The sequence below is a fragment of the Halomonas sp. GT genome (assembly GCF_002082565.1).
In the GTDB taxonomy this organism is placed as follows: Bacteria; Pseudomonadota; Gammaproteobacteria; order Pseudomonadales; family Halomonadaceae; genus Vreelandella.
In genome coordinates this window covers 276,245-301,064 of sequence record NZ_CP020562.1, presented here as the reverse complement: position 1 = coordinate 301,064, position 24,820 = coordinate 276,245, and the positions used below count along the sequence as shown (strand labels likewise).

Sequence of the window (24,820 nt, the reverse complement as noted above, 5' to 3'; positions counted from 1 at the left end):
GCTAGCATTGCACCAACGTCAGTTATCCTTTTACTGCAAGCGTATTTAGCTTAGCACTATTGCAGCGTTGAACCCCATGAAGCTTAGGAATTATTTATCTTATTAAAGAAACGCAAAGAGCATGACTTAAGACACTATCAGATTAAAATTAAGCTCATGTTTTAACTCATTTTTAATAATATGGATATGCACTCCTCCATTCTGCACTACGTTCTATGTTCATGACGCCAACGTGACAATAGATCTAATGGCGACCATTTTCCTTCTAACCATGGTGCAAGTAAGCGCGTTGAAAGCGGAATAAACAAAAACACCATGACAGGCGTCAGCATCATTGTACTGACTAATACACGGGGCACCATGGGCCAGTCCGCTAAGGCACTACCAAATACCCAGTTAAACAACAGTGAAATAGGAAAGAAAGCCAACCATACAGCGACGGCTTGTTTCCAGCGCGGGGGCGTCGTGCCCGAGCTAGACTGAAACCAAGCATCTAAGCCGGTGGCACGATGCTCATGAGGTGCGTCATATAGCCCCTTACCTCGCTGTAGCCATGCATTCCGTGAAGCCGAATGCTCCCAGGCGTTTAACGTATTACTGCTACTGAAGCGGAAAATGATCTGATATTCGTCATCGCTATTAGGTGGTGCTAAAACACCGGAGCCCAAATAACCAGGAAAATCAGCCGCCAAGTCGCGGCCTTCGTTTAACCAACGGTTAAAATCGTGATAACGACCGCTCGTCACTCGACGGGCGACCATTAGCGTGACAGGTGAGGCAGACATGATATATCTCCTAATGTGGTCACAGCGAATTGCCGGGTAGGCAAGCTGTTCGCCTTCAGGTGGGTAACCCCGAAGGCTGCGCTCACATTATACAAGCAATGATGATGCCATGTGGTGACAAGGAGTGGAGACAAGGTGATAACTAATGGTCTGGTAGTGGCTGACGGCGTTCGCCACGCTGAAAAGACCTAACATGTAAGTAAATATCAATGGCGCTGCGAATTGCATCGGCCTCTTGGGCATCAGGTACCACGACTGGCCCTTTCACTTCCCCACCTGCGCGCAAAACACTATCTACATCAGCACGATAGCGTTCTAAAAGGTGTTCTATATTGATACGCACACGATGCACTTCTAGCGAAAAAGCATGTCTTTGTTCGTTACGCTTAACGACATCCAATGGATTTTCTGCCGCTTCTATTAGGCTCTCCAGAGTATTGAGCACTAATTTTTCGGCTCTATTTAGATTGGGTATAACGGAATAAATGAGTTCATGGAGCGTTAGATTTGCATCGCTATGGTGCATATGCCAAGTCAACTCGTTGAGAGAGGCTGAATGTTGATAAAGCGGCCCTGGTCAGAAAATTCCAATTGATAAACACCATGAACCCCTTCTTGTCCTACTACACGTCGCAGCGCTTCAGCAGGAAAAATGACCCAGCGCCCATCGACGCTACGCGTTCGCACGTTCGTGTAGCGCCCTTCGTAATGCGCCAAGCACTCGCTTTTTGAAAGATGGATAACAACATCGATAGTAGGCATGGTAATGATTAACCAAAAGATTGCTAGGCAGTCGTTTAATGCACAATGAATATGTACTGCGATTCACTCATAGTTGATCTATGCTAACGCAATTGGCTTATCCTTCGGTAACTGCTTATGGACCTCTCTACACTAAATCTTTTTTCTTCCGCATCTGCGTGGCAACAACCTGTAGCAAGCAATGCAAAGGCAACTCAAATAAGCACCGAGGAGCAAAAGGCTCGCCCCTCTGAATCAAATGCGCAAGTAAGTGAAGAGAAAGACACGGAGACATCAGCCAGTAGCGAAACGACCGGTCCTACGCGCCCCGACGGCACGCCGCTAGCACCTGAAGAGATCCAGCACTTAGAACAGCTTAAGCAAACTGATCGAGAAGTCCGCCAGCACGAAATGGCCCACCAAACGGTAGGCGGTCCCTACACCGGCGGGGCTAGCTATGAGTACGAAGTTGGGCCAGACGGCAAACGCTATGCAGTGGCGGGTGAAGTGCCTATTGATTACGGCCCCGTACCAGGCAACCCCACGGCTACCATTGAAAAAATGCAAACGGTCATCGCGGCAGCGTTAGCGCCAGCAGAACCGTCTTCTAAAGATATACAGGTGGCTGCTCAAGCAAGACAGTATTTATTGGAAGCCAAGCTGGAAGCAGCTCGCGAGCAAAGCGAAATGAATGCCGCACGAAGCGCTGGGGAAGCAACTACAGAAGATGTGGCAGCAGCGCCTAATGAGCAAGCAGCCTGAGCCGTTGGCTTTCCTACATTGGATTGCAGTTACTCATCCTCTTAATGTTGCTTAGGGTGCTGGTGAAGCAGCCCCTAAAAAACGCTGATTCCAGTAATCGATATCCAATGGCACTCTGACCACGGCTCGGCCGCTACCGGGAGCATGAATCATCTGACGGTTACCGCCATAAATACCTACATGCGTGGCTTTAGCACCCTCCCCAAAAAACAGTAAATCGCCTGGGCGAGGCGCATCTACCTGTGGCAGCGCGCGGAACTGATCGTCAGCGGTGCGTGGCACGCGGATACCCGCAGCACGATAGGTCATTTCAACAAGCCCCGAACAATCCAGTCCCTCCGGTGTATTGCCGCCAAAGCGATAGGGTGTGCCAATCGCTTGCTGGGCATGAGACAGAATCAGCGCGCGTTCCATTGAAATGCCCGCTTGAGAACTTGAGGCGGGGGCACTAGTTATCTCTTTGCTGGCACATCCTGCTAATAGCAGCAGCGTGAATAGCGTTAACAGTGAAGACAGACGGATAAACGGCATACTTCGCTCCGGCTCAGCACGTTATAAGTGCTTTTATCATGGCCTATGCGCGACTTACCCGCTACTGATTCGTAGGTTGTTATTACTAACGCACGGGGACTAACGACCTATCCACTCAACAAAGGTGGTTTCTCCCAGCGCGTGACGCTCATGACGCAGTCGGCTCATCGCAGCATAAGGCAAATCCATCACTAAGCCGTTACCAAGCGGCTGCTCCAGCACTTGGCGCAGCAGCGCATTGCAAACAAACAGGTGTGCCACCACCAACACATGTTGACCGGGCGGATTAGCCAGCAGCCGCTGCCAAGATTCGCTAACCCGCGCATCCAGCGCTGCCAGCTTTTCTCCTTCTGGGGGGGAGGATTGGCAGGGGTTAAACCAAAATGCGCTCATCGGCTCGCTACCTTCATCAGCAAATACCTGAGCATGGGTTTTGCCTTCCCAGCGCCCCAGATGAAGTTCAGCCAAGTCGTCATCGATTTGTACAGGCACATCAAACTCTTCGCCTAGCCACAGCGCAAATTCGCGACAACGCAGCAGCGGCGAACTGACAATCGCATCGTAAGGTGGCCTGCCATCCTCGGTGTGGCGCATAACGGCATCACTCACTTGTTTCCAGCCCGCTTCACTCAGTGGGTGGTCAGTGCTACCACGTAACATACGCCCGCCTACTGGCTCACCATGGCGCATAATATCGATGGTCGTGATGTCTGCATTTGGAAAGCGCATGGTTTCTATTCCTCGACAGGCTGACTAGATGATCGCGTGGCGCACACGGGCAGAGACCCACTCGGACACCAGCACCGTGGCAAAAATCATCACAAAGATGACGCTAACCTGATTCCAGGCGAGGCTGTTAATCGAGGCATTAAGCTGCAAGCCAATACCACCAGCGCCCACTAGGCCCAGCACGGTAGATTCACGAATATTAATGTCCCAGCGATACACGCTAATACCCGCAAAGGCAGGCATTACTTGAGGCAACACAGCGTAGTTCATCACCTGTAGGCGGCTGGCACCAGTGGCACTAATCGCTTCAACGGGGGTTGGATGAATCTCTTCAATGGCTTCATAAAGCAGCTTGCCCACAAAGCCAATGGAACGCAGCGCAATGGCGATAATGCCTGCCAAGACGCCAGGACCAAGAATAGTGACTAGCAGCATGGCCCAAATCAACGAGTTGATAGAGCGAGACGAAACAATAATAGTGAGCGCCAAACTGCGTATCAGTGGGTGCGGCGTGGTGTTGCGTGCCGCTAAAAACGCCACGGGAAATGCCATAACAATGCCCAGCGCCGTCCCTATCGTGGCAATGTTCAAGGTATCCCACATGGGCTTCCACAACACGCTGGCATACTCCCAACGCGGCGGCAGCATACGGCTAATTAAATCGCTGCCCTGGCGGCCAGCATCTTCAACAAACACCCACATGGTGTTGTCAGAAATCACTTTCCAACACAGTAGAAACAGGCTGATGCCTAGAAGCCAGGCAGCAAACTGCAGCCACTGGGCAGGGGTAGTGCGCCGCTGCCACAGCGGCGCCCCTTGGGGAGATGTTGAAACAGGCATAACGTTTCCTTTTATGACAAGTGGTGCGCCGTTACTGTGTCCAGCGGCGAACGTAGCTGGAGGCATACTCACTCATCAGTACAATAGCGATGATAATCAGCAGGATGGCAGCAGAGGTGCCGTACTCGTAGCGGCTCAACGAGGTGTTCAGGGTGGCGCCGATACCGCCAGCGCCGACAATGCCAATCACTGACGATTCGCGGAAATTGATATCCAATCGGTACATCGAGAGACCAATTAAGCGCGGCATCACCTGGGGTTGAATGGCGTGGTTCATGGTTTGCCACCAGCTCGCCCCGGTGGCACGTACGGCCTCTACCTGTCGCCAGTCGAGATCTTCAATATCCTCTGCCAGCAGCTTGGCCATAAATCCAATGGTGGCAAACGCCAGGGTCAACATGCCCGCAAACGGCCCAAAGCCGAACATCACCACAAATAGAATCGCGATGATAATTTCCTGGAAGGTGCGCGAGACAGCAATAATCGCCCGGCATACGGCGTAAATTGGCAATGGCGAGATATTGCGCGCCGCCCCCAGCCCCACCGGTATGGCCAACAACACACCAATGACGGTGGAAGTAAGCGTCATTGTCAGGCTTTCCATTAGTCCCGTGATAATGTCGCTTTGTCGGCTAACGAAGTCCGGCTGCAGAAACGCACCAAGAAAATTGAGTGCGCGTCCGGCCCCTTCCGCCACACGTGCCCAGTTAACCTCCACAGAGGCAAGCGCAAGTACCAGGTAAACCATCGCGCCTAGTACCAGTCCCCAACGCAAACGCGGGTCATCAATCAATGGTAAGCGCCGCCAGTGCCCTTCACGCGCAGCCTGTTGGCGCGCCAGCGAATTGTTACTGCTCATCGCGCGCCCTCACTCGCTAGGCTTGCTAAGCGAGGCAGCTCGCGACCGGCGCGAGGCATATGCGCTTCGCTCTCTTTCACTTTCGTTTTTTCTTCAGTTTCATCATCATCCGCGGGTTCTGGGGTGGTATCCCAATCCTCTTCACCATAGATGGTGGTGAGGATCTCGCTGGTAAGCTCGCTAGGCTGCCCGTCAAAGACGATTTCCCCAGCCCGCAACCCTACGATACGGTCAGCAAACTGCTTCGCCAGCGCGACATCGTGAATATTGATAATCGCGGCCAACTCTCGCTCGGCGCATAATTCGCGAATCAGACGCATGATCTGCCGCGATGTTTTCGGGTCGAGACTGGCGGTGGGTTCATCAACCAAAAGTAGTTTGGGGCTTTGTAACAGCGCACGGGCAATACCAACCCGCTGGCGCTGGCCACCGGAAAGCGCATCGGCACGCTTATCAATGGCGTGGGGTAAGCCAACCCGTTCCAGCAAGCGAAAGGCTTCGGCCACGGCTTCTGGTGGGTAGCGGCGTAAGAAGCTACGCCAGAACCCTACATAACCTAGCTGGCCAGACAGCACGTTCTCCATCACGGTTAATCGATCAACAAGTGCATACTCCTGAAAAATCATTCCCATGGAGCGGCGCGCGTGGCGCAGACGATTGCCCGAAAGTTTGGTCAGCTCTACATCTTCTAGGCGAATGCTGCCTTGTGTGGGTTCTACCAAGCGGTTTACGCAACGAATCAACGTACTTTTACCTGCACCGGATGGCCCAATCAGCGCCATCACTTGGCCCTTAGGTAGCGTCAGTTGTATATCGGTTAACGCACGATCCCCAGTAGGGTAACGTTTGCCAACGCCGGTAAGAGTCAACATGAGAGTGCCTCATTTACGAGAAGTCAGGGACATAGCAATACGGCCAGAAAGTTGCCTTCCTGGCCGATAGGATTTCAAAACTGCCAGCGTATTAATCGCAGTCGTAGGTCACACCATTGGCATCGGCGATGGTGCGAATGACCGACCAGTTTTCCTGGTAGGTAATCGGGATAAACTGCGCTTCGCCGGAATTAGTAAACTCGGCTTCAAGAGCGGTGCCTTCCCAGTCATAACTGAAGAAGGCATCTTGAATTTTCTCGGCCAGTTCAGGGTTCAAGTTATTGGCCAGCCCATAGGCGGTGGTGGGAAACGTTTCTGAGGTGTAGATAATCTCGTAATCACCTTCGTTAACAACGCCACGAGAAATCATCCGCGTACCAACAGAGTTAGCAATGGCGGCAGCTTCGTAGTCTTTGTTTACCACCCCTAAAATGGAGTTGTCGTGGGAACCGGAGAACGCGGTTTCGAAATCCTCACCAGCCTCTAGACCATACTCAGAACGCAGTAGCGCAGAAGGCGCGCGGAAACCAGAGTTAGACGTTTCAGAGGTGAATGCCAGTTGTCTATCTGCCAAATCTTCAACCGATTCAATGCCGCTGCCGGGATAAGTAATGATCTCCATCTCATAACCAAAGCTGCCATCGTCAGCGGCCATCATGGCAAAGGGGCGGAAACCACCACAGTTAACGGCAACCGGGACGCCGCCCGTATTAAAGCCAGCCACATGCAGGCGACCTGCACGCAGTGCTTCCTGCTGAGCCGCGTTGGACTGAACTGGGAAGAACTGCACCCGCTTGCCGGTGGCATCGCTTAGGTGTTCGAGAAAATCAGCCCAAACATCAGCGTATACGGCGGGATCTTCAACCGGCGTGTAGGCAAACACCAACGTGTCCGGGTCAACCCACTGAGACTCGTCACTGGGCACATCCGCTACCATGTCACCGTCATTATCAACATAGCGCGATGAGAGGTCAGCGGAGGCGCTAACGGCTGCCAGTGAAAACGCACTCACCACAGCAGCGCTAATCAACGTACGAGTAAACGATTGAGACAGACAGAGGGGTTGCATACATCACCTAAGCGGGTTGTTTAATAATGCCGCTATGGTGATGCCCAACCATGACAGCGAAGGGACACTAAAATGACAAGACAGTGACCTCTCAATGACAGCCCTGTGATTGAAGACTCAATAATTGAAAATTCAGCGTCGCCTATTTCCCGCTGGGGCCACACAGCATCCTCGGCGCTCGACGAACAAACTGTTACCCGCTATTTTTTTTGCTTGGCGCTTTAACTCGGAAAGTTGGGCGGCAATATCTAGCGCCTTGCATCTGGCGGTATCGGTAACAGGCTTAACGGCAATAGAAACGCTCACAAAGGGAATAAAAGCCACCGCTCCCTGGCGGTTTTCTATATGGATCCCCCCCTGCTGACGGTCTGCATCTTCATAAAAACCGGGCGCCAGCACTTCAAAAGAGTGCAATATTTGCTGGCAGACGCCCTCCCATTGCTCTAAGGGAAGCAGCATCATAAAGTCATCGCCACCAATATGACCGATAAACCCGCCAGCACTTTCTACCTGCGCCTGAAGCAACCGTGACAGAGAAATAATCACGTGGTCTCCGCGTGCATAGCCATAGGCATCGTTAAATGCTTTGAAATTATCTAAGTCGACGTAGGCGGCCGCGAATCCTTCGCGCTGATCGAGATAAGCGACCAGCGTTTCGTTGATTAGAATATTACCCGGCAAACCGGTAAGCGGGTTGGCATGGCGAGCTTGGCGTACCTGGATGGCGGTAATCTCTCGTAATAGGTCAACAATATTGCCCATCCCCAGATAGTGGCCGTGACTATCTACAATCACGAAATCTTCCTGTTCGATATCGCGGCTATCGGTTAGTTGCTGGCTCAGCGCCTCCAGAGACAAATCTGCCTCGGCCACTAACATTTTAGGATCTGCAATCTCCAGCACGCGACGCTTAGCATACAGCGCATGGCTGTAGGGGTTGGTAAACAGAGTTAAAAACGCATTGCGGCGCACCACAGCGATAGGCACGCCTTCATCTACCACCGCAACACAGCGTAGGCTTGTCATGTCACGAAAACGTTCGGCAAGTTCTGGCACAGAGCACGCCGGAGTCACGGTACTTATTGAACGCAAAATAGAGTGGGCGGTGCGCCCCGCCGGGCTTTTTAGCTGTGTCGTGGCAGGCAACAGCATATGTAGCTGCAAGGGCGGATGAAGGCTTGGTCGTGCAAAATAAAACCCCTGTAACAACGCCAGCCCGCGGTCTAATTCCCACAAACAAAGGTGCTCGGCGGCGGTCTCAACTCCCTCAGCAATCAGCTGGCAGTCTAAGCTGCGCGCCACATCGAGAATCGAGCGTAAAAACTCACGCTTAGCTGGCTCTTGATCAATGCCAGAAATAAAGTGACGGTCGAGCTTGACGAAATCAGGACGGAGTTCAGACCAATGCCGCAAGCTGGAGTGGCCAGCCCCTAAGTCATCTAAGGCTACTTGAAAGCCCATGTCTCGATAGTGGGCCACTGCTTGGCGCATTAGGTCGTAGTCGTGAATAGGCACATGCTCAGTGAGTTCAATCACCACCCGCTCGGCGGGCAGGCCGCTTTCTTGGATGAAACTCAACGTTAAGCCTTCACGAAAGTCTCGCTCAACAATCGTCAGCGGCATCACGTTCAGAAACAGCAATCCGGGCAGTTCAAGTTCTGCAAAGCGCTGAATCGCTAGTCGTCGACACAGTAAATCAAGATCGACTAACAACCCGGCCTGAGTGGCTACCTCAAACAGGCGTAATGGCGAGTGCAGTGGCGATGTTTTAGGACCACGAATAAGGGCTTCATAGCCATAAATAGCCTGCTGATTGGCATCCACAATAGGCTGAAACAGCACATGGAGCTCTTCTGTTGCGATAATCCGGTTCAACCACTGCGCTTCTTGTGCGGTCATATACCTGCTGCCCTATCAAGCGTCGCCTGTTCCTTTGATGCTTATAGCTCCATCTGATTTTTAAAATTCCATCAGGAAAGCATTCGGGCAGCAATCGTGCGACATTTCCATGTCGTTTGTATGACAAGGCAATTAGCAGCAGCCGACTAAGAACGAGAGAGTTCGGGGGGCGGAAACACGACATCGCCGCCATCGACATCTAGCTGGCGAATATCTGTCGGGTGGCCCTGCTCATCCAGGCTTACCAGCCCAATCCCACTGGCATTCCATAGACGCTCTCCGGCGCTGGCCCGGTCCGGGTCGCGGGGGTGAATGCTCAGCTTGCGGCGCTTGGTGAACCAGTTGAGCGGTGATAATGGCGCATAGAGCCAACGGTTCAAGCGGTCAAAGGTATTCAGCAGCTGTTTGGGGAACGTATTTTTGATCCCACTGGAGGTAATTTGCCAAAGGTGTGGTGCCTGCTTTTGCCGACGTACAACAATGTCGTAGGCAAATGAATAGTGGACGTCGCCAGATAAAATCACGTAGTTACCTGGCGTTTTTGAGTGCCGCCAAATATGCAGTAGCACATTGGCAGCCCCGCGATGTGCCATCCAATTTTCAGCGTCCACCACTAACGGCTTGCCCGCCAGGGTAAACAGCTTTTGAATGATCTCTATCAGCTTGACCCCGAACATCGGGGCTGGGGAGACGATAACGGCGCTTTTAGCACCCAATAGCGCCTGCTGCATTTCCATCAGCGCTTCCCAGTCCATTAAGCCTGAAGGACGGTTAGGGTTCCGCTCGCTGCGCCAACGGCGGGTGCGCGTATCCAGCACGATTAGGGCAGGCGTGCCAGGCACCTGGTACTCCCAGCCCTGAAAGCGCAGTAATCGCTCTATGAAATTATCCTGGGCGCTCGCGTTAAGCGGGCCATCCCCTTCAAAGAGTATCGAGGCTTGAAGCAACAGCGGATTAAGCTTATCCGGTGCATTGCCCCATCCTTGACACAATAAATAAGCCACTAACGCATTGCCGATAATACGCTTTGAAAACGGATGACCGTAGGCACAGCGCTCCCAGTCTGCGGTCAAGTTCCAGTCGTCGGTGACATCGTGATCATCAAAGATCATCAGGCTGGGAACGTGGGCCATTAGCCGTGCGCACTGGGGCAGCCCAGCAACAAAGTCATCAATCACCGCCTGCTCTTGCTGGTAGACATCAGTTTCTTTGTCACCCAGCTCTGGCGGTTCAACGGCAATGAGTTGCCAGGGCGTTGGGGACCATACCAAGCAGTACATGGCGAGCATTTCTGCCAGTGTCACTAAGTGATTTTGCGCATTTGCAGAGGTAAATACGGGCTTTTTAACGCCGCCAAAGAAACGCTCACGCAGCGCAGCGTTGCTGGTCACGTCCGGTAGCAACGCTTCACGGTGATAATAGCTTTCGGGGGCGACGTAAAGCGCTTGGCTGTCATTTACCGTGGCGCCTTCCAACCGCTCATCTACTAACCCCAAACGCTCAATCAGTGCGTGTACGGCGCGCAGCATCGGGCCGGCAACGTCATCAATATAGACTTGATCTCCGGTCATCAGCAGCCAGGCTGGCCACTCTTCCGGGGTTGATTGGCGTTCGGCTAACCATGTATCTGCTCGTACCAAACCATCGGCGCTGTTGTGATGAGGTTTCCGGCACGAGCCGTGCATCAACCGGTGATGCCGAGAGGCCAGCACAAAACCTGGGTACGTCTCACCCTCATGACATAACCAGGGCGCCCAATCCGGCAGGCGTTGCCATTCTCCCTGCGTACCCTGCACCTGCAGATCGTAGGCAATTCGTTCATCGGTGGGCAGCGCGGTCGGCAAGCCCAGGTCAATAAAATGGATATAGGCGTGTTGGCCAATCGCCACACATTGATGCGACTTATCCAGTGGATGCGTCTGGACTTCCATTTGCTCAGGGTGAAGCACCAGTTGCATTGTTAGCGGCCGGGTCGCGACTAGCCACAGAACTAGGCGCGAAGGCGAAAGGCGGCGCAGCAGAGGCCCCACCAGTACGTCCGGCAATGTCTTGGCGATTTGCGTCATGTCACCGTCTCTTGGTTAGGTCATGCATTGTGACTATCCAGCAACCACAGGCAGCTCAACAATCACTTCTAATCCACCCGCCTGGGCACGCTGCAGGTGCATATGGCCCTGATAAAGCGCGACAAGATCCGTCACGATGGCTAAACCAAGCCCACTCCCAGAACGCTGTTCATCTAGACGCTTTCCTCGCTGCACGGCGGCTTGGCACTCCTGTGCAGACATACCTGGGCCATCATCGCTCACTCGCAGCAACAGCCGTTGGCCATCGGCTTGCAAGCTAATGTTTACTTCGGCTGTCGCCCAGCGAAGTGCGTTATCCAACAGGTTGCCGACGATTTCTTGAAGATCCTGCCCATCCATATGGACGCGCGCTCGGCTGTCTACGTTTTGCTGGAGGCTAATATGACGACGCTGCGCCAAACGCGTAAGCCCAGCAATCAGCGCCGCCAGTGTATCCTGCACGGCAATGGGGGCGAAGCGAGCACCTTCGCCAGCAGCAGACGCCCGCGCTAAGTGGTGGCGCACCGCGTTGTCGATGCGCGAAAGCTCAACCTCCCAATGAGCACGGCTTTCGTTAGGCAATTGCTTAACCAGTAGCCGCATAACACTCAGCGGAGTTTTTAACGCATGGGCAAGATTGCCTGCGGTATGGCGACCTCGCTCAATTAATCGCTGGTCACGGGCAAGCACGGCATTCATTGACTCTGCTAGCATGGCCAGTTCATCTGGCAGGCGGGTGTCGAGCTGCTCAGCCTGTCCTTGCTCAACGTCCCGGAGATTGGCATTCATGCGTCGCAGTGGTGCCAGCCCCCAGCGCACTTGCAGCGCCAGCACCCCTAACAGCAGCGCACCCAAGCCTACCAGCCCCAGCCATAATGCTTGTTGAAACTGCTGGATATCTTCTCGCAGCGCATCATCTCGGGCAGCCACGCTAACATGCAGCGGTGTTTCCAACGGGGCAAGGTAAATGTCTCGCTCAACAATGCGCAACTGCTGGCCTCGCGGGCCGCTCATCGTGCGAGCCGATACGTTTTTGTTATCGATAACCGGTAGGCGCTGATCCCACAGCGAGCGCGACGTTGTCGTAAGGTGATCATGGTCGGTAATTTGCCAATACCAGCCGGAATAAACCTGATCGAAACGCGGGTCACCCAGTGATCGATCATAACTTATCTGCTGGCCGATAGGGTCAAAGGTAACACCCGCAATGATCACATTAAGCGTTGTCTCCAAGCGTTCATCAAAGGCATGAATTGCTGACGTACGATAATGGTGGGTGAGCAGCCAACCCGCTATTGGCAACGCTAGCAACACCATTAACAGTGCTGCCAGTAGAAGACGCAACGTAATCGAACGGGTCGACCAACGCTGCGCCCAGCGGGTAATCGCTGGCCTCATGCGTCGGAGGGCTCTTCAGCAAGTAAGCGATATCCCTGGCCACGCAGCGTGGCAATCCGCCACGCGCCTAACTTACGCCGCAACCGGCTCACTTGAACGTCAATCACGTTAGAGTCGGGCTCATGGTCACGGTCATAAACATGCTCAGAAAGTTCGCTGCGGCTAACCACGCGGGGGGCAGCATGCATTAAGTAGCTGAGCAGACGCGTTTCCTGGGCAGTTATGCTAACCGGCCTGCCCGCCAACGTGACATGCTGGGTATGAGTATCCAGGCTTAACTCACCTACCTTCAGGACGGGATGAGCATGACCATGACTACGGCGCACCAGAGCACGCAGCCGGAACATAACCTCGGCAGGTTCAAAGGGTTTCGTTACATAGTCATCAGCCCCTGCAGTAAAGCCCGCTGCTTTATCAGCCCAGCGCTCGCGTGCCGTTAAAATCAGTACTGGCAGATCAATACCGTCTTCTCGCCACGCAGAGAGCCAGCGGGTGCCTTCACCATCGGGTAGGCCCACATCAAGGATAACCGTGTCATAGGCTTCCGTACGCACTAGAAAATCTGCTTCCTGACCATTTTCCGCATGCTCTACCAGCCAGTCGCCCTCCCGTAGCGCTTGAATAAGCTCGCGGGCGAGCGCCTGGTCATCCTCTACCAGTAAACACTTCATGAATAGCTACCTTATTGGCGGCGCATCTCATTAATGCGCACACCTTCTATTTTCATTAACTGCCCGCTATGGCCATCAAACTCAAACTCCACCACTTGATTCTGAGCACCCAGCAGCTTGATCTCATACTCCACGTGGCCATCCTCACGCTCTATCTCTACTTCTATTACCTCGCCGATATAATTAGCTTCCAACCAGTCAAGAATGGACTCTAAAGGCACGACGTCGCCCCGCCGCACTTCACTGTGCAACGCTTCCCAGTGCTGGTCGCCAATGGCACTACCGGCCAGCGCAATGGCAAACACCGCGACAACAACGTTTACAGGCAGCGCCTTGCGCAAGCGCATGCGTGGCAGACGCTGCCAATAACGTAAAAGGGTTAGCATGAGGGGCATCTTATTCATCGTACTAGAATGCCAAAAGCAACATGAACGTTAGATGAATGGCTTTGTCAGCTTACGGAAAGAACCGCGGTGTTATAACTGTTTTGCCTTATGACGAATGCTGTCTCATTCAACAGACCAAGTCATTTAACAAACCAAGTCATTCAGGAAACCAAGAAGGAATTTGACATGAACGCTATGAAAAAAATGCTGCTGATCCCGACCTCCGCTTTGCTGCTCACTGCGGCTGCAGGCAGCGTGCAAGCTGATACATTACCCGTTGATCAGATTGATAGTGTACTAACCCATGCCACTGACTATGGGTTTACCCATTACGAAGAAATCAGCATTAAAAGCCGCGGCCGTGCCGAGGTGGAAGGCTGGCTTGACGACGAATGGTACGCTGACATTGAATTCTCCATCGATAGTGGCGAAACACTGCAAGAAGAGCGTGAGCGTCTAATTACCGGTGCCTGGGGCATGAGTGAAGATGACATTCGCCAAGCACTCGAGGTAGCAAGCCAAGAGGGCATGGTCGAATTTGAAGATATCGACATTGATAAAAGCGGCATGATCGATGTTGAAGGCCGCGATGAAAATGGCCGTGAAATAGAAATCAGTCTACGCCAAGGCTCCTTCCAAGTGAGCGAAATTGACCGCGATTAACTGGCCAGCACAATCCAGCATTAACTAACGCAAAACATCATGCGGGCCACGTAGGCCCGCTTTTTTTGCAGTTCATAATATTTGATACGCCTAATAAGCGGCGTAAGTTACTTTTTTAATTGACCCAGTGGGACATTGCTAACAACGCGTTGTAATGTGGTACGCATCATCAATAGTCATTGACTGTGTACCTCTAGGAGATGCCTTTGACGCTACCCACCACCGCAGAAGGCGTAAGCGACCGCTTAGAAAACACGGTATTGCGTGATATTGCGTGGTTGCTAGCCACGCCTGATTTGATTGAGCTACCGGGACCTATTACCTACCCAGGCAGGCCAACACGCCAGGAGCTTGGCTTAATAGATTCCGCTGATGACTGGTTAGCGAGTCTTGCGCCACTGGTGAATGCGTTAGATGGCAAGCTGGCGACGCGCATGGGGCACTATCATGAGCGGCTGTGGCACCTGATGTTAGATAACGCGCCTAACACACGGCTGCTCGCCAAGAACCTGCGTATTACCCAGCGGCGCAATACCCTTGGCGAGTTGGATATGCTCTATCGAACGCGGAACAACCCCAACCCCATCCACCTGGAAGTGGCGATAAAGTTCTATCTTGGCCTACCAGAAGGCCCAGGTGAAGCCACCTGTCAAAGCCGCTGGATTGGCCCTGGTGGGCTGGATAGCTTGGCACTGAAATGTAGCCATCTTCGTCATCATCAGTTGCCGATTTCGAGCACTGCCATCGCGCAAGCGATCATCGCCCAATGGCTATCCCCTAGAGATCTCGGCCATGCACCACCCCATTATCCGCTGGCACAGCGCCTAGCAATGCCAGGTGTACTGTTTTATCCCTGGCACACAACATTACCGCCGCCCAGCGGTGCGACGGTCGATCATCGACGTGGTAAATGGTGTTATTTAAGGGATTGGCCGCAATTCGCAGCCCAGCGAAGCGAGACACTGAAAATGGCTTGGCTTGAGAAGCCTCACTGGCTAGCCCCGCCGCCATTAAATTCATTTTCCTCTGCCAAGGATTATATGGCAGACGTAACGCCACTTATCAATCGCTACGGGCCGCAGCAAGTGATGCTATACGACCCGCAGGAAAGAGAAACCACTGAGGAAAAGCCGTTTGAGCGGCTAGTCATCGTACCCGATGACTGGCCACGCCAAGTACCACTACCGCCCCGTACTCGCGATTAAACAACGACCAAGTTATCGCGATGGATCAGTTCGTGAGCCTCCACGTAACCCAGAATTGCTTCAATCTGGTGGCTCGGCTGGCCCGCTAACTGACGGGCTTCATCCGCGCCGTAGTTGACTAACCCTTTGGCCACGCGTGCGCCCTGCTCATCCACGCACAGCACCATATCACCGCGCTTAAAGCTGCCCTGCACTTCGCGCACGCCCACCGCTAACAGGCTAGAGCCTTTGCCACGCAGTACGTTCACAGCCCCAGCATCCAGTACTAAGGTGCCACGCACCTGCAGTTGGCCTGCCAGCCAGCGCTTGCGAGCAGCAATGGGCGCTTGATCTGGGCGCAGTAGGGTGCCCAGTGCCTCACCTGCCATGACGCGGGAAATAACGTCCGGCTGGCGGCCACTCGCAATCACCGTGACCGCGCCGGAACGGGCAGCCAACTGTGCAGCACGAATTTTGGTGCTCATACCACCGCGCCCCAAAGCACCTCCACTGCCAGCGACAGCGGCTAAGCGCGGATCGTCGGCACGGCCTTCAGCAATCATCTGGGCATTGGGATCGTGGCGTGGATCGGCGTCAAACAGCCCTTCCTGATCAGTAAGCAGCAGCAATGCATCGGCTTCTAACAGGTTAGCCACCAGCGCGCCAAGCGTATCGTTATCGCCAAAACGAATCTCGTCGGTAACCACGGTATCGTTTTCGTTGATGACCGGCACCACGCGCATCTCAACCAAGGTACGTAGCGCTGACAGCGCGTTGAGATAGCGCTTGCGGTTGGAAAGGTCATCGTGGGTGAGCAGAATCTGGGCCGTTAACATACCGTGGCGAGCAAAATGCTGCTCGTAGCACTGGGTAAGGCCGTTCTGGCCTACCGCTGCGGCCGCCTGCAGCTCATGAACGGCACTGGGGCGCGCTTGCCACCCCAGACGCACCATGCCAGCCGCCACTGCACCCGAGGATACCAGCACAACTTCTTTGCCCTGCTGATGCAGCATGGCAATCTGGTCGACCCAGCCACCAATGGCCGGCTCATCTAAGCCTCGACCATCATTGGTGAGCAGCGCGCTACCAATTTTAACTACCACCCGACGGGCGCTGCTTAACGCCTCACGGCCAGGCAACTGCTCATTGCTTTCCACGTCGCGACTCTCCCAAGCCATTCCGCTCACGCGATTAATTCCGTTAACCCTGCTGATGCTTCCCACTCGACCGACGAATCGGTTACGGGGCGTACTCTACCTCGACATCGTAATCATCATCATCAAAGTCGTCGTCATTTTCATCGTCGTCGTCACGCTTACGGCGACGGCCAAGGCGCGCTTCCGTTCGGGCCACTGATTCTTCTTCCATGCGGCGACGCATTTCCTGCTCGCGGGCATGAGCTTCTTCATCTTCATTTTCCAGGCGCTGCTGCTCCGTTAGCCAGCGATACGCCGCCTGTACCAACTTGTCAGTGCCGTCGCTGCTAATGGCCGAGATGCGGAATACCGGGCCATCCCAGTTCAGCGCTTGGATAATCGCCTGGGCGCGGGCTTCGCGCTCATCTTCCGGCAACAGATCAAACTTATTCAGCACTAGCCAACGCGGCCGCTCAGAAAGCGCCGGCGAGAACTGGCCTAGCTCGTGAATAATCGCCTGCGCCGCTTCCACGGGGTCAGACTCGTCAAACGGTGCCACATCCACCACGTGGAACAGCAGACGTGTACGGGTCAGGTGCTTCAAGAAACGTAACCCCAGGCCCGCGCCATCAGAGGCACCTTCAATCAGCCCTGGCACATCGGCCATTACAAAGTGCTCGTGCATACCCAGCTTCACAACACCCAGGTTAGGCACCAGGGTAGTGAACGGATAGTTTGCCACTTTGGGTTTGGCCGCAGATACCGAACGGATCAGCGTAGACTTACCCGCATTCGGCATGCCCAGCAGGCCGACATCAGCCATTACCTTCATTTCCAGGCGCAGGTTGCGGCGATCGCCTTCGGTACCCGGCGTGGTGCGGCGTGGCGCACGGTTGGTCGAAGATTTAAAGTGAATATTGCCCAAACCACGACGACCACCTTCAGCCACTAACACCACCTGGCCGATATCGGTGACATCGGCGATCACCTCAAGGGTATCTTCATCGATAACCGTGGTACCCACCGGCACTTTTACGTGCAGGTCTTCACCGGCTTTACCGCTCATCTGGCGACCCATACCGCCCTGGCCGTTTTCCGCTTTGTAAAAACGCTGAAACTTGAAATCAATCAAGGTATTCAGCGAGTCGTCACCAATCAGGTAGACGCTGCCACCATGGCCACCATCGCCACCATCAGGGCCACCTTTGGGCACATATTTCTCGCGGCGAAAGCTCAGACAGCCATTGCCGCCTTTACCTGCCTCAACAATAATCGAGGCTTCATCGACGAACTGCATTGGATTCTCCCGGCCGCTTCCGCCGCCCTAACTGCAATATCCCGCCCATTAACAACAGGCAAAAGGGATCGAAAAGACAAAAAAGCCCCGCCATGGCGGGGCTTTTATTTCGTCATCTTCGCTCTGCGCAACAGGTGTTGCTTAGGCAGAAACGATGCTAACGAATTTACGGTTGTTCGGACCTTTGGTCTCGAACTTCACGAAGCCGTCGTTCAAAGCGAACAGCGTGTGATCACGGCCCAGGCCAACGCCAGTGCCAGCGTGGAAACGAGTGCCACGCTGACGAACGATGATGCTACCCGCGCTGGCTGCTTGGCCACCGAAAAGTTTCACACCTAAGCGTTTGGACTCGGAATCGCGACCGTTACGCGTGGAGCCGGCTGCCTTTTTATGTGCCATTGCAAAATCCTCCTTAAGGGAATCGACTGCTTACGCAGAAATTCCGGTAATTTTGACTTCAGTGAACCACTGACGGTGGCCCTGACGCTTCATGTGATGCTTCCGGCGACGGAACTTGATGATCGTTACTTTATCGCCACGGCCGTGGGAAACGATTTCAGCGGACACTTTGGCACCGCTTACTAAAGGCGCGCCAACGTTGACGTCATCGCCGTCTGCAACCAACAGCACTTCATCAAACTCAATCGTTTCGCCGGTAGCGACTTCGATTTTTTCGAGCTTGAGGGTTTGACCTTCTTGAACGCGGTACTGTTTGCCACCGCTTTTAATAACTGCGTACATGTCGCTCTCCGGACTTGTCGTTAATGCCGATTACGCCCCGCGTAACCAACGCTCATCGCCTTCCGCTCTTATCGACCTGCTGCGAGTGGCGCCCCTTTTGGCAGCCATCTGACAGGGAGCATGATGAGTGGGTCGCGAATTATAGCGACTATCGTGGTTTACCACAAGACTACGGGGCTTTGTCAATCACACACCGTACCACGAACGTCTATCGCTACCTTGACGCCTCACAGACAGCCCCATAGCATGGCTCCAATTATCTCACCCCCGCGATGAACGGAACCCATGACAGCCAACGTCTCTCAAACCCCGCCTGCCAGCCCAACGCCTTCACCGCTGCACGCCGTGGTGGCCGATGACTTTGACGCCGTAAACCGCACCATTGTCGCGCAGCTGAATTCCAAGGTGCCGCTGGTAGAAACCATCGGCCAATATATTATTGAAAGCGGCGGCAAGCGCCTGCGCCCTTTACTCGTGCTGCTGGCTGCCCGGTCACTGGGCTATGAGGGCGACAAACACATCACTCTGGCCACGCTGATCGAATTTATGCACACCTCCACGTTGCTGCATGACGATGTGGTCGATGAATCGCACATGCGGCGTGGCAAAAAAACCGCCAACGATGCCTGGGGCAACGCACCATCCGTACTGGTGGGAGACTTCCTCTATTCGCGCTCGTTTCAAATGATGGTGGACGTAGGATCGATGCGCATTATGGCGATTCTATCCGGCGCGACCTGCGTCATTGCCGAAGGCGAAGTACTGCAGCTCACCAATATCGGTAACCCCAGCATTTCTGAAGCGGATTACTTTGAAACCATTCAAGGTAAAACAGCGATGCTGTTTGAAGCCGCCTCCCACAGCGGTGCCGTGCTTGCCGACGCCACCGCTGAGCAAGAGCGCGCCCTGCAGTACTACGGCCGCTATTTAGGCCTCGCTTTCCAGCTCATCGACGACCTGCTGGATTACCAAGGCGACGCCGAGGCCATGGGCAAAAATGTCGGCGACGACCTGGCAGAAGGCAAACCTACCCTACCGCTCATTCATGCTATGGAGCGCGGCACGCCTGAACAAGCCAAGCTAATCCGCCAAGTGATTCGCAAGGGAGGGCTGGAACAGCTCGACGAGGTGCTTGAGATCATCAATGCCACTGGCGCACTGGAATACACTCGCGCACGGGCCGTTGAGATGGCCAATAAAGCCCTGGCCGAACTCGATGCTCTGCCACCCAGCCCCTATCGAGATAGCATGGCTAACATCGCTCGGTTAGCGGTTGATCGCAAAGCATAAAGTCTGCGCAACAAAGCAACCCAGCGCGAAAAAAGGGACTTGAAAAAAAACCTTCGCCTGCGTATGATTCGCTCCGTTGTTAAGCACTGCTCAGCACGCTTTCAGCAACATTGTTGCAACAACGTTCGGAATATAGCTCAGCTTGGTAGAGCGCTGCCTTCGGGAGGCAGAGGTCGTAGGTTCGAATCCTGCTATTCCGACCAAGAATTCCAGAAAAAACGGCCACTTAGCTAATATAGCAAGTGGCCGTTTTTTGTTGGTAGCGGTTTTAGGTAGCAAATAGGTAGCAGTTTAAAATCTTGAAGGGGACGTGAATAATGAAAAGAGCGCCCCAAAAGATAACGCGATCCACCTACTCAATCCGCTACACGCCGAAAGGCGAGCCCACTATCGTTTTTGATATCCGCCTGCAGCACCAAGGCGCGAAGGTAGGCATGACTCCCACAGACACAACTGAACTCTGGCTGACATACGCCGAGATGCCCCACGTTATTGACCACCTAATGGATGAGCAAACCTGGGAAGCTCATCGAAAAGCCATTATGGAACTACGCGCCTCACACTTTTCCCCACCACTCTAAATAAAGTGCATAAACGCTCATGAAAACGCATAAAAAATACACGCCTTAGAACCGCCTTCCCGCCCAGCAGTGGCGCGGCTTAAGGGACTGCCGCAATGGTGCATAAAAACCACTACATTTAGCGCGCGGGCGGGGTGACGATGGCGCGGCGTGGGTAATGAAGATCTAGTCTGGAGTCTGGTTAAGCATCCTCTCTAACTCGAGGATCTTAGTATCGCTTTCTAAGCTGGCGATCAAACTCCAGCCAAGGTGAGTGAACATAGCTCCAAAAATTGTCGCGCCGAAACCCATTAAGCTTGACTGGAAAAGTAGAGCAAATCCTTTTAACCCTGTGTCATAGAGCGTTTTGATATCATTAAAGTAAATGTGCCCTACTAGCAGGTACAAAGTGTATGTACCCAAAAAAAATAGCGTTACACCTACTAAAAGAAATAAAACACCGCTTAAAAACTCTATAACCATACGCCATTTCTCTGGCAATTTTACTCTTCTTTTAATTTCCATTTTGTGGGTTGTGAAATCACATATGACGGCAGGTCCGGCTTGACCAAAAATCATCAATGACTCCCTTGGCCCCCAATTAATAGAAGCTATTTTCTCAATCAGCTTAGCTGATGCTCTCTTTTTGAATGCGTTGTAAAAAGCATCCTCCAGCCGCAATTGAGAACATAGTTTTCTCCGATCATTTTGATAAACACCCAACGCTTCAATCACTTCGTCGAGCTTTGGCTTTCTGTTCAAAAGCCTAGAAATTAAAGTAAGTAAGACTTCAACCATTTTTAGCTTCCATCCAAAAGACAGTGAATAAGCCGCCCCTTTCGGAGCGGCTTGGCGTTGGTTAGATAGCTGGCTAGAGGTTTAGCGGTTGGTGATGATCAATTCACCGCGTGGCTCGGTCGCTTGCTGCCCCACAGTATACCTAATTAAAGTTGTTTGCAGGGTTAACCCTTTGAAGGCATCGCGCATCTCTGGCGTGTCGTTGACGCTGATTACAAACTGCCCCTGCCCTCTCCCCCATCCGGTAGTACTCTTCCAGCGAGAAGTCGCAGCCGTATCCAGCAGTACTCCAATAAGGCGGGTCGAGATAGAATAGCGTGCCTTCCCGATCATAACGCCGGATGCATTCCGCCCAATCCAAATGCTCGACCACCGCCCTGGATAACCGTAGGTGGGCATCGCTAAGATCTTCCTCAATGCGCAGCAGGTTCATGCGCGGCGGTGATACTGCAGAGGTGCCAAACGTCTGACCGCTGACTTTGCCACCGAACGCTAGCTTCTGCAGATAGAAGAAACGTGCTGCCCGCTGAATATCCGTCAGGTGGCGTGGGTCGATCTCTTTTTGCGTGAGGTACTCTTCCCTGCTGACCAGCCCCCAACGGAACTGCTTTACCAGCTCATCTGGGTGATGCTTCACCACACGATAGAGGCTCACCAACTCGCCATGCGCATCGTTGATCACCTCTACTTTGCTTGGCTCCTTCATGAAGAAAATAGCCGCCCCACCACAGAAAGGTTCTACATAAGCGGTGTGGGGTTTGAAGAGTGGCAGGATCTGTTTAGCCACCCGTCGCTTGCCGCCCATCCAGGGCAAAATCGGTCGATTCATCATCCTTGAATACCTGTTCATACATACAGTTTTAGGGTATAGTTCTTTTATCGCTTGCGGGGCCGTAAGCTCCTTTTTTTCAAGGATGAAACGAGCGGTGCGCCTGGGTAACCAGGCGCTTTTTTTATGCCTCAAGATCCAGTAAATACGGATCGAACCTCACCACCTCTTCCCCCACGAACTCGTTGATCTCTTTGAAGGTGGCCTGGAGTGGCTCCAGCTCGTTGCCCACATACACCTTGGCGGCTTTTTCGGCATCGCCAAATCCGGCGGCGTTTTGAGGTACCACGCCCATCAACTGAGGTGGGATACGGTGCCCGGCTACTTGGTCGTCGCGGGTGATGTTTTTGATGTTGTAGAACTCATCTTTGGCCGCGACTTCTGACACCGGGATGATCTGCACCCCGTCCTTTTTCCCCCTGGGCGAGTAAAGGAACAGGTTGCGGAAGTTGCCCGGCCCTTTGCTCTGTTTAAGCGCCTTGCGCATGTCGTCGATGTCTTTTTGATCGTGGGCCGGGTCGTTGACGTACATGATGAAGCCCGCGTGGCTGCCGTTGAAGTAGTAGCGGAGCACCCAGCTTCACTGGCGGAACTTAATAGCCCTCATTAGGTACACCAGCGTGCCCATCAATGAGATTGTAAAACCACCGTACAAAATGAACCCAACATACTGTACGTATGAATCTTCTAAATCATTAAGCCCATTCATAAAAAGGCCCATCACGGCCATGAAGACGGCCCACACAAGCGCGCTAACCGAATCGCTATCGTTACCATCTTTGAAAGTAAAACCAATCACTAACGCAAGCAGAATGAAAACAGTTTCATGACTGCCACTTTGAACAACACGGATATGAAAAGCAGGGTCATCGACCAACTTGCCAATCCCCATACCTGTGGCTACCATAAGCGCGCCCAAAACCTTTACCCAGAATTCGCTTCTCATAACGATCCTTACTTATGATGACTTATGGTCTTTTTGTGTTTGGTTTCGGTAGTGCAACTTACCAAGAACTGCAACCGTAAACTTCTTGGCGCTACTCCAACCATAGCCGCGTTAACGCTCGAACCTGCGCGTAGCAAAACCTTGATTTTCTCCGCGTCCTAGCGAATCCGGGTATAGCTTAACCGCTGATAAGGGGGATTACCCTATATTGTATTTCTCGGAAATTGTTTCTGTCACACGATAATTCCGCGCCCAGCCACCCTCTATAAAGCCCTCCACTAAGTGCGAGAACCTTCCATACTTATATAACAGCTCATCTAAACCCAAGAGCCAATTAGACTCGGTAAATTCCATGTTATAAAAGCCAATAAAAAGTAGGCTCCACCTGCAATAAACAAAGCCCAGTAAAAAGTCGTTCGCCTTTTATTAATAGGCTGAAGAAAGCGACTTTTCTTATCGGCTTGCGATGAGTAGTGCTGCAACACATCGAGCCATGCCTCACTTTCTTGATCAGCAAGTGAAACATCCCGCCAGTGGGCTGCTAACTGTAGGACAAATGATAGCACCAAGTAGTAAGACAACACTTTAACCAAGAATGCCAACTCAGTACTTTCTAAAAGAGCTGTAAAATTTTGCTTGTCAAATTTAGCAATGAATGAGAAAGCAACAAAAAACAAAATACCCAGCGCATCACGGGTTAGTGAATTGACAAGTTCCCGTACCTTAGCCGCGTATAGGTCGGCGTGAGATTTCATGTCTTTCATAAGCTCACGAACTTCTTTGTGATAAGCATCTTTGCGCTCAAGTATCACGAAGGCATAGCTATCACGTGCTTGATCGAGCGCAGCTTCGAGATGATTCTCCATACCCGAAAGCAACGGCTGCTCTTTCTCAATATCGATTGACAAGCGATCCATTACCAAGCCGAGACGTGTCTCAGGCCTCTCTTCATATACCCAAAGTACAGTTTCAATCAAAAGCTTTAGTGTTTTAGGGCTAGCATGTTGGTTGGTATCGAATAGCGCCATAGAAATACGCTTGGTACCTTTCAAGGTAACTTCGTAACGGCCTTCTATGCACCGTAGCTCTTGAACAAGGCAAACAGACAGCACAATTGAACTTAGTTTAACCAGAGGTTCTATCTCAGTGTTATCAAGATTTCCCCAGGTTAGTGCATAGCCCTTAGGACAAACACGTAACCCTCGCGTAGCGTTAGTATGAATTAATCGATGAACTTCCTCAGAGCTCGGTAAATCGACTGGCTCGACAATAGGAGGCAATGCCTCTGGAGGCATTACCCAAAGAAGAGGCCCTCCAACGCTTTGCGAAAGCCCTTGAACTCGAATTGTCACTGGTTTGGCAAAATCAGGAGTATTGCCTGTCGGGTACAAGCAAGGATCCCAGCTTTCAAGCCACTGATGAAAGCCCTTTACACTGAAGAACACCAATGTGATCTCATCTTCTCTTGCTCGCAGATGTTCTGCGATAGGCGTTTTACCCAGAATCAAGCGCCAACTGTCGCCATCAAACTCAGCCGTAGACAGGTCTTCTGCATCAATTGTGTCGTTAGTACTGACGATTTTTAGCATTGGTGCTTCAATGCCTAATTGATCAATGAGACTAAATACTTTTAGAAGCCGCTCTCGGACTGCTCCGTTCAGCTCCCTACCATCCATGATCAAGCGTAACCCTTCATCCATTTCTTGCGAGATATGAGGGCGAAGGTCATCAATAGTCTGTAGTAGATCTACAACAGAGGGCATTACGG

Annotated in this window: 28 protein-coding genes and 1 tRNA gene; 6 read left to right on the top strand and 23 right to left on the bottom strand. The window is 52.7% G+C overall.

Annotated features, from left to right (window positions below; genetic code table 11):
* Positions 1-206: 206 nt before the first annotated feature.
* The 3 genes from B6A39_RS01480 to B6A39_RS01470 all read right to left on the bottom strand — a co-directional run bounded on the left by B6A39_RS01480 (position 207) and on the right by B6A39_RS01470 (position 1,547).
* Positions 207-785: an antibiotic biosynthesis monooxygenase gene (locus B6A39_RS01480; RefSeq protein WP_083000639.1), complete on the bottom strand. Its 579-nt coding sequence runs from the start codon at positions 783-785 to the stop codon at positions 207-209.
* 142 nt (positions 786-927) lie between these two features.
* Positions 928-1,230, bottom strand: a complete 303-nt coding sequence (locus B6A39_RS01475; RefSeq protein WP_232318741.1) for a hypothetical protein — start codon at positions 1,228-1,230, stop codon at positions 928-930.
* 89 nt (positions 1,231-1,319) lie between these two features.
* Positions 1,320-1,547, bottom strand: coding sequence for a DUF2835 family protein (locus B6A39_RS01470; RefSeq protein WP_083000634.1), 228 nt, complete (start codon positions 1,545-1,547; stop codon positions 1,320-1,322).
* A gap of 117 nt (positions 1,548-1,664) precedes the next feature.
* Between B6A39_RS01470 and B6A39_RS01465 the strand changes: the two genes are divergently transcribed.
* Positions 1,665-2,288 (top strand): putative metalloprotease CJM1_0395 family protein, encoded by a 624-nt coding sequence (locus B6A39_RS01465; RefSeq protein ID WP_083000632.1) that lies wholly within the window; start codon positions 1,665-1,667, stop codon positions 2,286-2,288.
* 51 nt (positions 2,289-2,339) lie between these two features.
* On the opposite strand, the gene B6A39_RS01460 is transcribed toward B6A39_RS01465, so the two are convergent.
* The 11 genes from B6A39_RS01460 to B6A39_RS01410 form a co-directional block, all read right to left on the bottom strand.
* Positions 2,340-2,819, bottom strand: coding sequence for a C40 family peptidase (locus tag B6A39_RS01460; RefSeq protein WP_083000630.1), 480 nt, complete (start codon positions 2,817-2,819; stop codon positions 2,340-2,342).
* 99 nt (positions 2,820-2,918) lie between these two features.
* Positions 2,919-3,548: a histidine phosphatase family protein gene (locus tag B6A39_RS01455; protein ID WP_083000628.1), complete on the bottom strand. Its 630-nt coding sequence runs from the start codon at positions 3,546-3,548 to the stop codon at positions 2,919-2,921.
* Between the two features lie 24 nt (positions 3,549-3,572).
* Complete coding sequence (gene phnE, locus B6A39_RS01450) at positions 3,573-4,388, bottom strand: phosphonate ABC transporter, permease protein PhnE (RefSeq protein WP_083000625.1); 816 nt, start codon at positions 4,386-4,388, stop codon at positions 3,573-3,575.
* Positions 4,389-4,419: 31 nt separating this feature from the next.
* Positions 4,420-5,247: a phosphonate ABC transporter, permease protein PhnE gene (gene phnE, locus B6A39_RS01445; protein ID WP_083000623.1), complete on the bottom strand. Its 828-nt coding sequence runs from the start codon at positions 5,245-5,247 to the stop codon at positions 4,420-4,422.
* Positions 5,244-6,119, bottom strand: a complete 876-nt coding sequence (phnC, locus tag B6A39_RS01440; RefSeq protein ID WP_083000621.1) for a phosphonate ABC transporter ATP-binding protein — start codon at positions 6,117-6,119, stop codon at positions 5,244-5,246. Before phnC ends, phnE (B6A39_RS01445) begins: the two co-directional genes overlap by 4 nt.
* 91 nt (positions 6,120-6,210) lie before the next feature.
* Positions 6,211-7,188: a phosphate/phosphite/phosphonate ABC transporter substrate-binding protein gene (gene phnD, locus B6A39_RS01435; RefSeq protein ID WP_083000618.1), complete on the bottom strand. Its 978-nt coding sequence runs from the start codon at positions 7,186-7,188 to the stop codon at positions 6,211-6,213.
* Positions 7,189-7,320: 132 nt separating this feature from the next.
* Positions 7,321-9,087 (bottom strand): bifunctional diguanylate cyclase/phosphodiesterase, encoded by a 1,767-nt coding sequence (locus tag B6A39_RS01430; RefSeq protein ID WP_083000615.1) that lies wholly within the window; start codon positions 9,085-9,087, stop codon positions 7,321-7,323.
* Positions 9,088-9,233: 146 nt separating this feature from the next.
* Entirely contained in the window at positions 9,234-11,153 is a 1,920-nt protein-coding gene (locus B6A39_RS01425) for an alkaline phosphatase D family protein (protein ID WP_083000613.1), read from the bottom strand.
* A 33-nt stretch (positions 11,154-11,186) separates the two neighbouring features.
* Positions 11,187-12,551 (bottom strand): sensor histidine kinase, encoded by a 1,365-nt coding sequence (locus B6A39_RS01420; protein WP_083000611.1) that lies wholly within the window; start codon positions 12,549-12,551, stop codon positions 11,187-11,189.
* Positions 12,548-13,222, bottom strand: coding sequence for a winged helix-turn-helix domain-containing protein (locus B6A39_RS01415; RefSeq protein WP_009723795.1), 675 nt, complete (start codon positions 13,220-13,222; stop codon positions 12,548-12,550). The genes B6A39_RS01420 and B6A39_RS01415 overlap by 4 nt, the downstream gene beginning before the upstream one ends.
* 11 nt (positions 13,223-13,233) lie before the next feature.
* Complete coding sequence (locus tag B6A39_RS01410) at positions 13,234-13,608, bottom strand: PepSY domain-containing protein (protein ID WP_083000609.1); 375 nt, start codon at positions 13,606-13,608, stop codon at positions 13,234-13,236.
* A gap of 186 nt (positions 13,609-13,794) precedes the next feature.
* Here B6A39_RS01410 and B6A39_RS01405 point away from each other — a divergent pair, with 186 nt between their 5' ends.
* A complete protein-coding gene (locus tag B6A39_RS01405; protein ID WP_083000606.1) occupies positions 13,795-14,271 on the top strand; it encodes a PepSY domain-containing protein in 477 nt (158 codons plus the stop codon).
* Between the two features lie 206 nt (positions 14,272-14,477).
* A complete protein-coding gene (locus tag B6A39_RS01400) occupies positions 14,478-15,476 on the top strand; it encodes a DUF1853 family protein (protein ID WP_083000604.1) in 999 nt (332 codons plus the stop codon).
* Here the strand turns inward: B6A39_RS01400 and proB are convergent.
* The 4 genes from proB to rplU all read right to left on the bottom strand — a co-directional run bounded on the left by proB (position 15,473) and on the right by rplU (position 18,629).
* On the bottom strand, positions 15,473-16,633 hold the full coding sequence (gene proB, locus B6A39_RS01395; protein WP_232318764.1) for a glutamate 5-kinase: 1,161 nt from the start codon (positions 16,631-16,633) through the stop codon (positions 15,473-15,475). The genes B6A39_RS01400 and proB overlap by 4 nt on opposite strands.
* Before the next feature lie 61 nt (positions 16,634-16,694).
* Positions 16,695-17,888 (bottom strand): Obg family GTPase CgtA, encoded by a 1,194-nt coding sequence (cgtA, locus tag B6A39_RS01390; protein ID WP_083000601.1) that lies wholly within the window; start codon positions 17,886-17,888, stop codon positions 16,695-16,697.
* A gap of 141 nt (positions 17,889-18,029) precedes the next feature.
* Positions 18,030-18,287 (bottom strand): 50S ribosomal protein L27, encoded by a 258-nt coding sequence (rpmA, locus tag B6A39_RS01385; protein ID WP_009097313.1) that lies wholly within the window; start codon positions 18,285-18,287, stop codon positions 18,030-18,032.
* A 30-nt stretch (positions 18,288-18,317) separates the two neighbouring features.
* Entirely contained in the window at positions 18,318-18,629 is a 312-nt protein-coding gene (rplU, locus tag B6A39_RS01380; protein ID WP_030071396.1) for a 50S ribosomal protein L21, read from the bottom strand.
* Between the two features lie 285 nt (positions 18,630-18,914).
* On the opposite strand from rplU, the gene ispB reads away from it, so the two are divergent.
* The 3 genes from ispB (at position 18,915) to B6A39_RS01365 (ending at position 20,500) form a co-directional block, all read left to right on the top strand.
* Positions 18,915-19,919, top strand: coding sequence for an octaprenyl diphosphate synthase (gene ispB / locus B6A39_RS01375; protein WP_083000599.1), 1,005 nt, complete (start codon positions 18,915-18,917; stop codon positions 19,917-19,919).
* Positions 19,920-20,045: 126 nt separating this feature from the next.
* A tRNA-Pro gene (locus B6A39_RS01370) sits at positions 20,046-20,122 on the top strand.
* A 114-nt stretch (positions 20,123-20,236) separates the two neighbouring features.
* Positions 20,237-20,500, top strand: a complete 264-nt coding sequence (locus B6A39_RS01365) for a hypothetical protein (RefSeq protein ID WP_083000597.1) — start codon at positions 20,237-20,239, stop codon at positions 20,498-20,500.
* A gap of 165 nt (positions 20,501-20,665) precedes the next feature.
* On the opposite strand, the gene B6A39_RS01360 is transcribed toward B6A39_RS01365, so the two are convergent.
* The 5 genes from B6A39_RS01360 to B6A39_RS01340 all read right to left on the bottom strand — a co-directional run bounded on the left by B6A39_RS01360 (position 20,666) and on the right by B6A39_RS01340 (position 24,815).
* Positions 20,666-21,277, bottom strand: coding sequence for a hypothetical protein (locus tag B6A39_RS01360; protein WP_083000594.1), 612 nt, complete (start codon positions 21,275-21,277; stop codon positions 20,666-20,668).
* A 142-nt stretch (positions 21,278-21,419) separates the two neighbouring features.
* The gene (locus B6A39_RS01355; protein WP_198036750.1) at positions 21,420-22,109 is read right to left on the bottom strand and encodes a DNA adenine methylase; all 690 of its coding nucleotides are present in this window, start codon (positions 22,107-22,109) and stop codon (positions 21,420-21,422) included.
* A gap of 121 nt (positions 22,110-22,230) precedes the next feature.
* Positions 22,231-22,680: a hypothetical protein gene (locus B6A39_RS01350; RefSeq protein WP_083000591.1), complete on the bottom strand. Its 450-nt coding sequence runs from the start codon at positions 22,678-22,680 to the stop codon at positions 22,231-22,233.
* A gap of 6 nt (positions 22,681-22,686) precedes the next feature.
* Positions 22,687-23,052: a hypothetical protein gene (locus tag B6A39_RS01345; protein ID WP_083000589.1), complete on the bottom strand. Its 366-nt coding sequence runs from the start codon at positions 23,050-23,052 to the stop codon at positions 22,687-22,689.
* A gap of 317 nt (positions 23,053-23,369) precedes the next feature.
* A complete protein-coding gene (locus B6A39_RS01340; RefSeq protein WP_083000586.1) occupies positions 23,370-24,815 on the bottom strand; it encodes a hypothetical protein in 1,446 nt (481 codons plus the stop codon).
* Between the last annotated feature and the right edge of the window lie 5 nt (positions 24,816-24,820).

Excerpts from the sequence above, each read along its gene's own strand:
- B6A39_RS01355 (WP_198036750.1), bottom strand. The coding sequence starts at position 22,109 with ATGATGAATCGACCGATTTTGCCCTGGATGGGCGGCAAGCGACGGGTG.
- rpmA (WP_009097313.1), bottom strand. The coding sequence starts at position 18,287 with ATGGCACATAAAAAGGCAGCCGGCTCCACGCGTAACGGTCGCGATTCC.
- B6A39_RS01365 (WP_083000597.1), top strand. The coding sequence starts at position 20,237 with ATGAAAAGAGCGCCCCAAAAGATAACGCGATCCACCTACTCAATCCGC.
- B6A39_RS01415 (WP_009723795.1), bottom strand. The coding sequence starts at position 13,222 with ATGAAGTGTTTACTGGTAGAGGATGACCAGGCGCTCGCCCGCGAGCTT.
- B6A39_RS01405 (WP_083000606.1), top strand. The coding sequence starts at position 13,795 with ATGAACGCTATGAAAAAAATGCTGCTGATCCCGACCTCCGCTTTGCTG.
- ispB (WP_083000599.1), top strand. The coding sequence starts at position 18,915 with ATGACAGCCAACGTCTCTCAAACCCCGCCTGCCAGCCCAACGCCTTCA.
- B6A39_RS01455 (WP_083000628.1), bottom strand. The coding sequence starts at position 3,548 with ATGCGCTTTCCAAATGCAGACATCACGACCATCGATATTATGCGCCAT.
- phnD (WP_083000618.1), bottom strand. The coding sequence starts at position 7,188 with ATGCAACCCCTCTGTCTGTCTCAATCGTTTACTCGTACGTTGATTAGC.
- B6A39_RS01420 (WP_083000611.1), bottom strand. The coding sequence starts at position 12,551 with ATGAGGCCAGCGATTACCCGCTGGGCGCAGCGTTGGTCGACCCGTTCG.
- B6A39_RS01465 (WP_083000632.1), top strand. The coding sequence starts at position 1,665 with ATGGACCTCTCTACACTAAATCTTTTTTCTTCCGCATCTGCGTGGCAA.
- B6A39_RS01410 (WP_083000609.1), bottom strand. The coding sequence starts at position 13,608 with ATGCTAACCCTTTTACGTTATTGGCAGCGTCTGCCACGCATGCGCTTG.
- B6A39_RS01360 (WP_083000594.1), bottom strand. The coding sequence starts at position 21,277 with ATGGTTGAAGTCTTACTTACTTTAATTTCTAGGCTTTTGAACAGAAAG.
- B6A39_RS01425 (WP_083000613.1), bottom strand. The coding sequence starts at position 11,153 with ATGACGCAAATCGCCAAGACATTGCCGGACGTACTGGTGGGGCCTCTG.
- cgtA (WP_083000601.1), bottom strand. The coding sequence starts at position 17,888 with ATGCAGTTCGTCGATGAAGCCTCGATTATTGTTGAGGCAGGTAAAGGC.
- B6A39_RS01470 (WP_083000634.1), bottom strand. The coding sequence starts at position 1,547 with ATGCCTACTATCGATGTTGTTATCCATCTTTCAAAAAGCGAGTGCTTG.
- proB (WP_232318764.1), bottom strand. The coding sequence starts at position 16,633 with ATGGCTTGGGAGAGTCGCGACGTGGAAAGCAATGAGCAGTTGCCTGGC.
- B6A39_RS01480 (WP_083000639.1), bottom strand. The coding sequence starts at position 785 with ATGTCTGCCTCACCTGTCACGCTAATGGTCGCCCGTCGAGTGACGAGC.
- phnE (WP_083000623.1), bottom strand. The coding sequence starts at position 5,247 with ATGAGCAGTAACAATTCGCTGGCGCGCCAACAGGCTGCGCGTGAAGGG.
- B6A39_RS01345 (WP_083000589.1), bottom strand. The coding sequence starts at position 23,052 with ATGAGAAGCGAATTCTGGGTAAAGGTTTTGGGCGCGCTTATGGTAGCC.
- B6A39_RS01430 (WP_083000615.1), bottom strand. The coding sequence starts at position 9,087 with ATGACCGCACAAGAAGCGCAGTGGTTGAACCGGATTATCGCAACAGAA.
- phnE (WP_083000625.1), bottom strand. The coding sequence starts at position 4,388 with ATGCCTGTTTCAACATCTCCCCAAGGGGCGCCGCTGTGGCAGCGGCGC.
- B6A39_RS01460 (WP_083000630.1), bottom strand. The coding sequence starts at position 2,819 with ATGCCGTTTATCCGTCTGTCTTCACTGTTAACGCTATTCACGCTGCTG.
- rplU (WP_030071396.1), bottom strand. The coding sequence starts at position 18,629 with ATGTACGCAGTTATTAAAAGCGGTGGCAAACAGTACCGCGTTCAAGAA.
- phnC (WP_083000621.1), bottom strand. The coding sequence starts at position 6,119 with ATGTTGACTCTTACCGGCGTTGGCAAACGTTACCCTACTGGGGATCGT.
- B6A39_RS01340 (WP_083000586.1), bottom strand. The coding sequence starts at position 24,815 with ATGCCCTCTGTTGTAGATCTACTACAGACTATTGATGACCTTCGCCCT.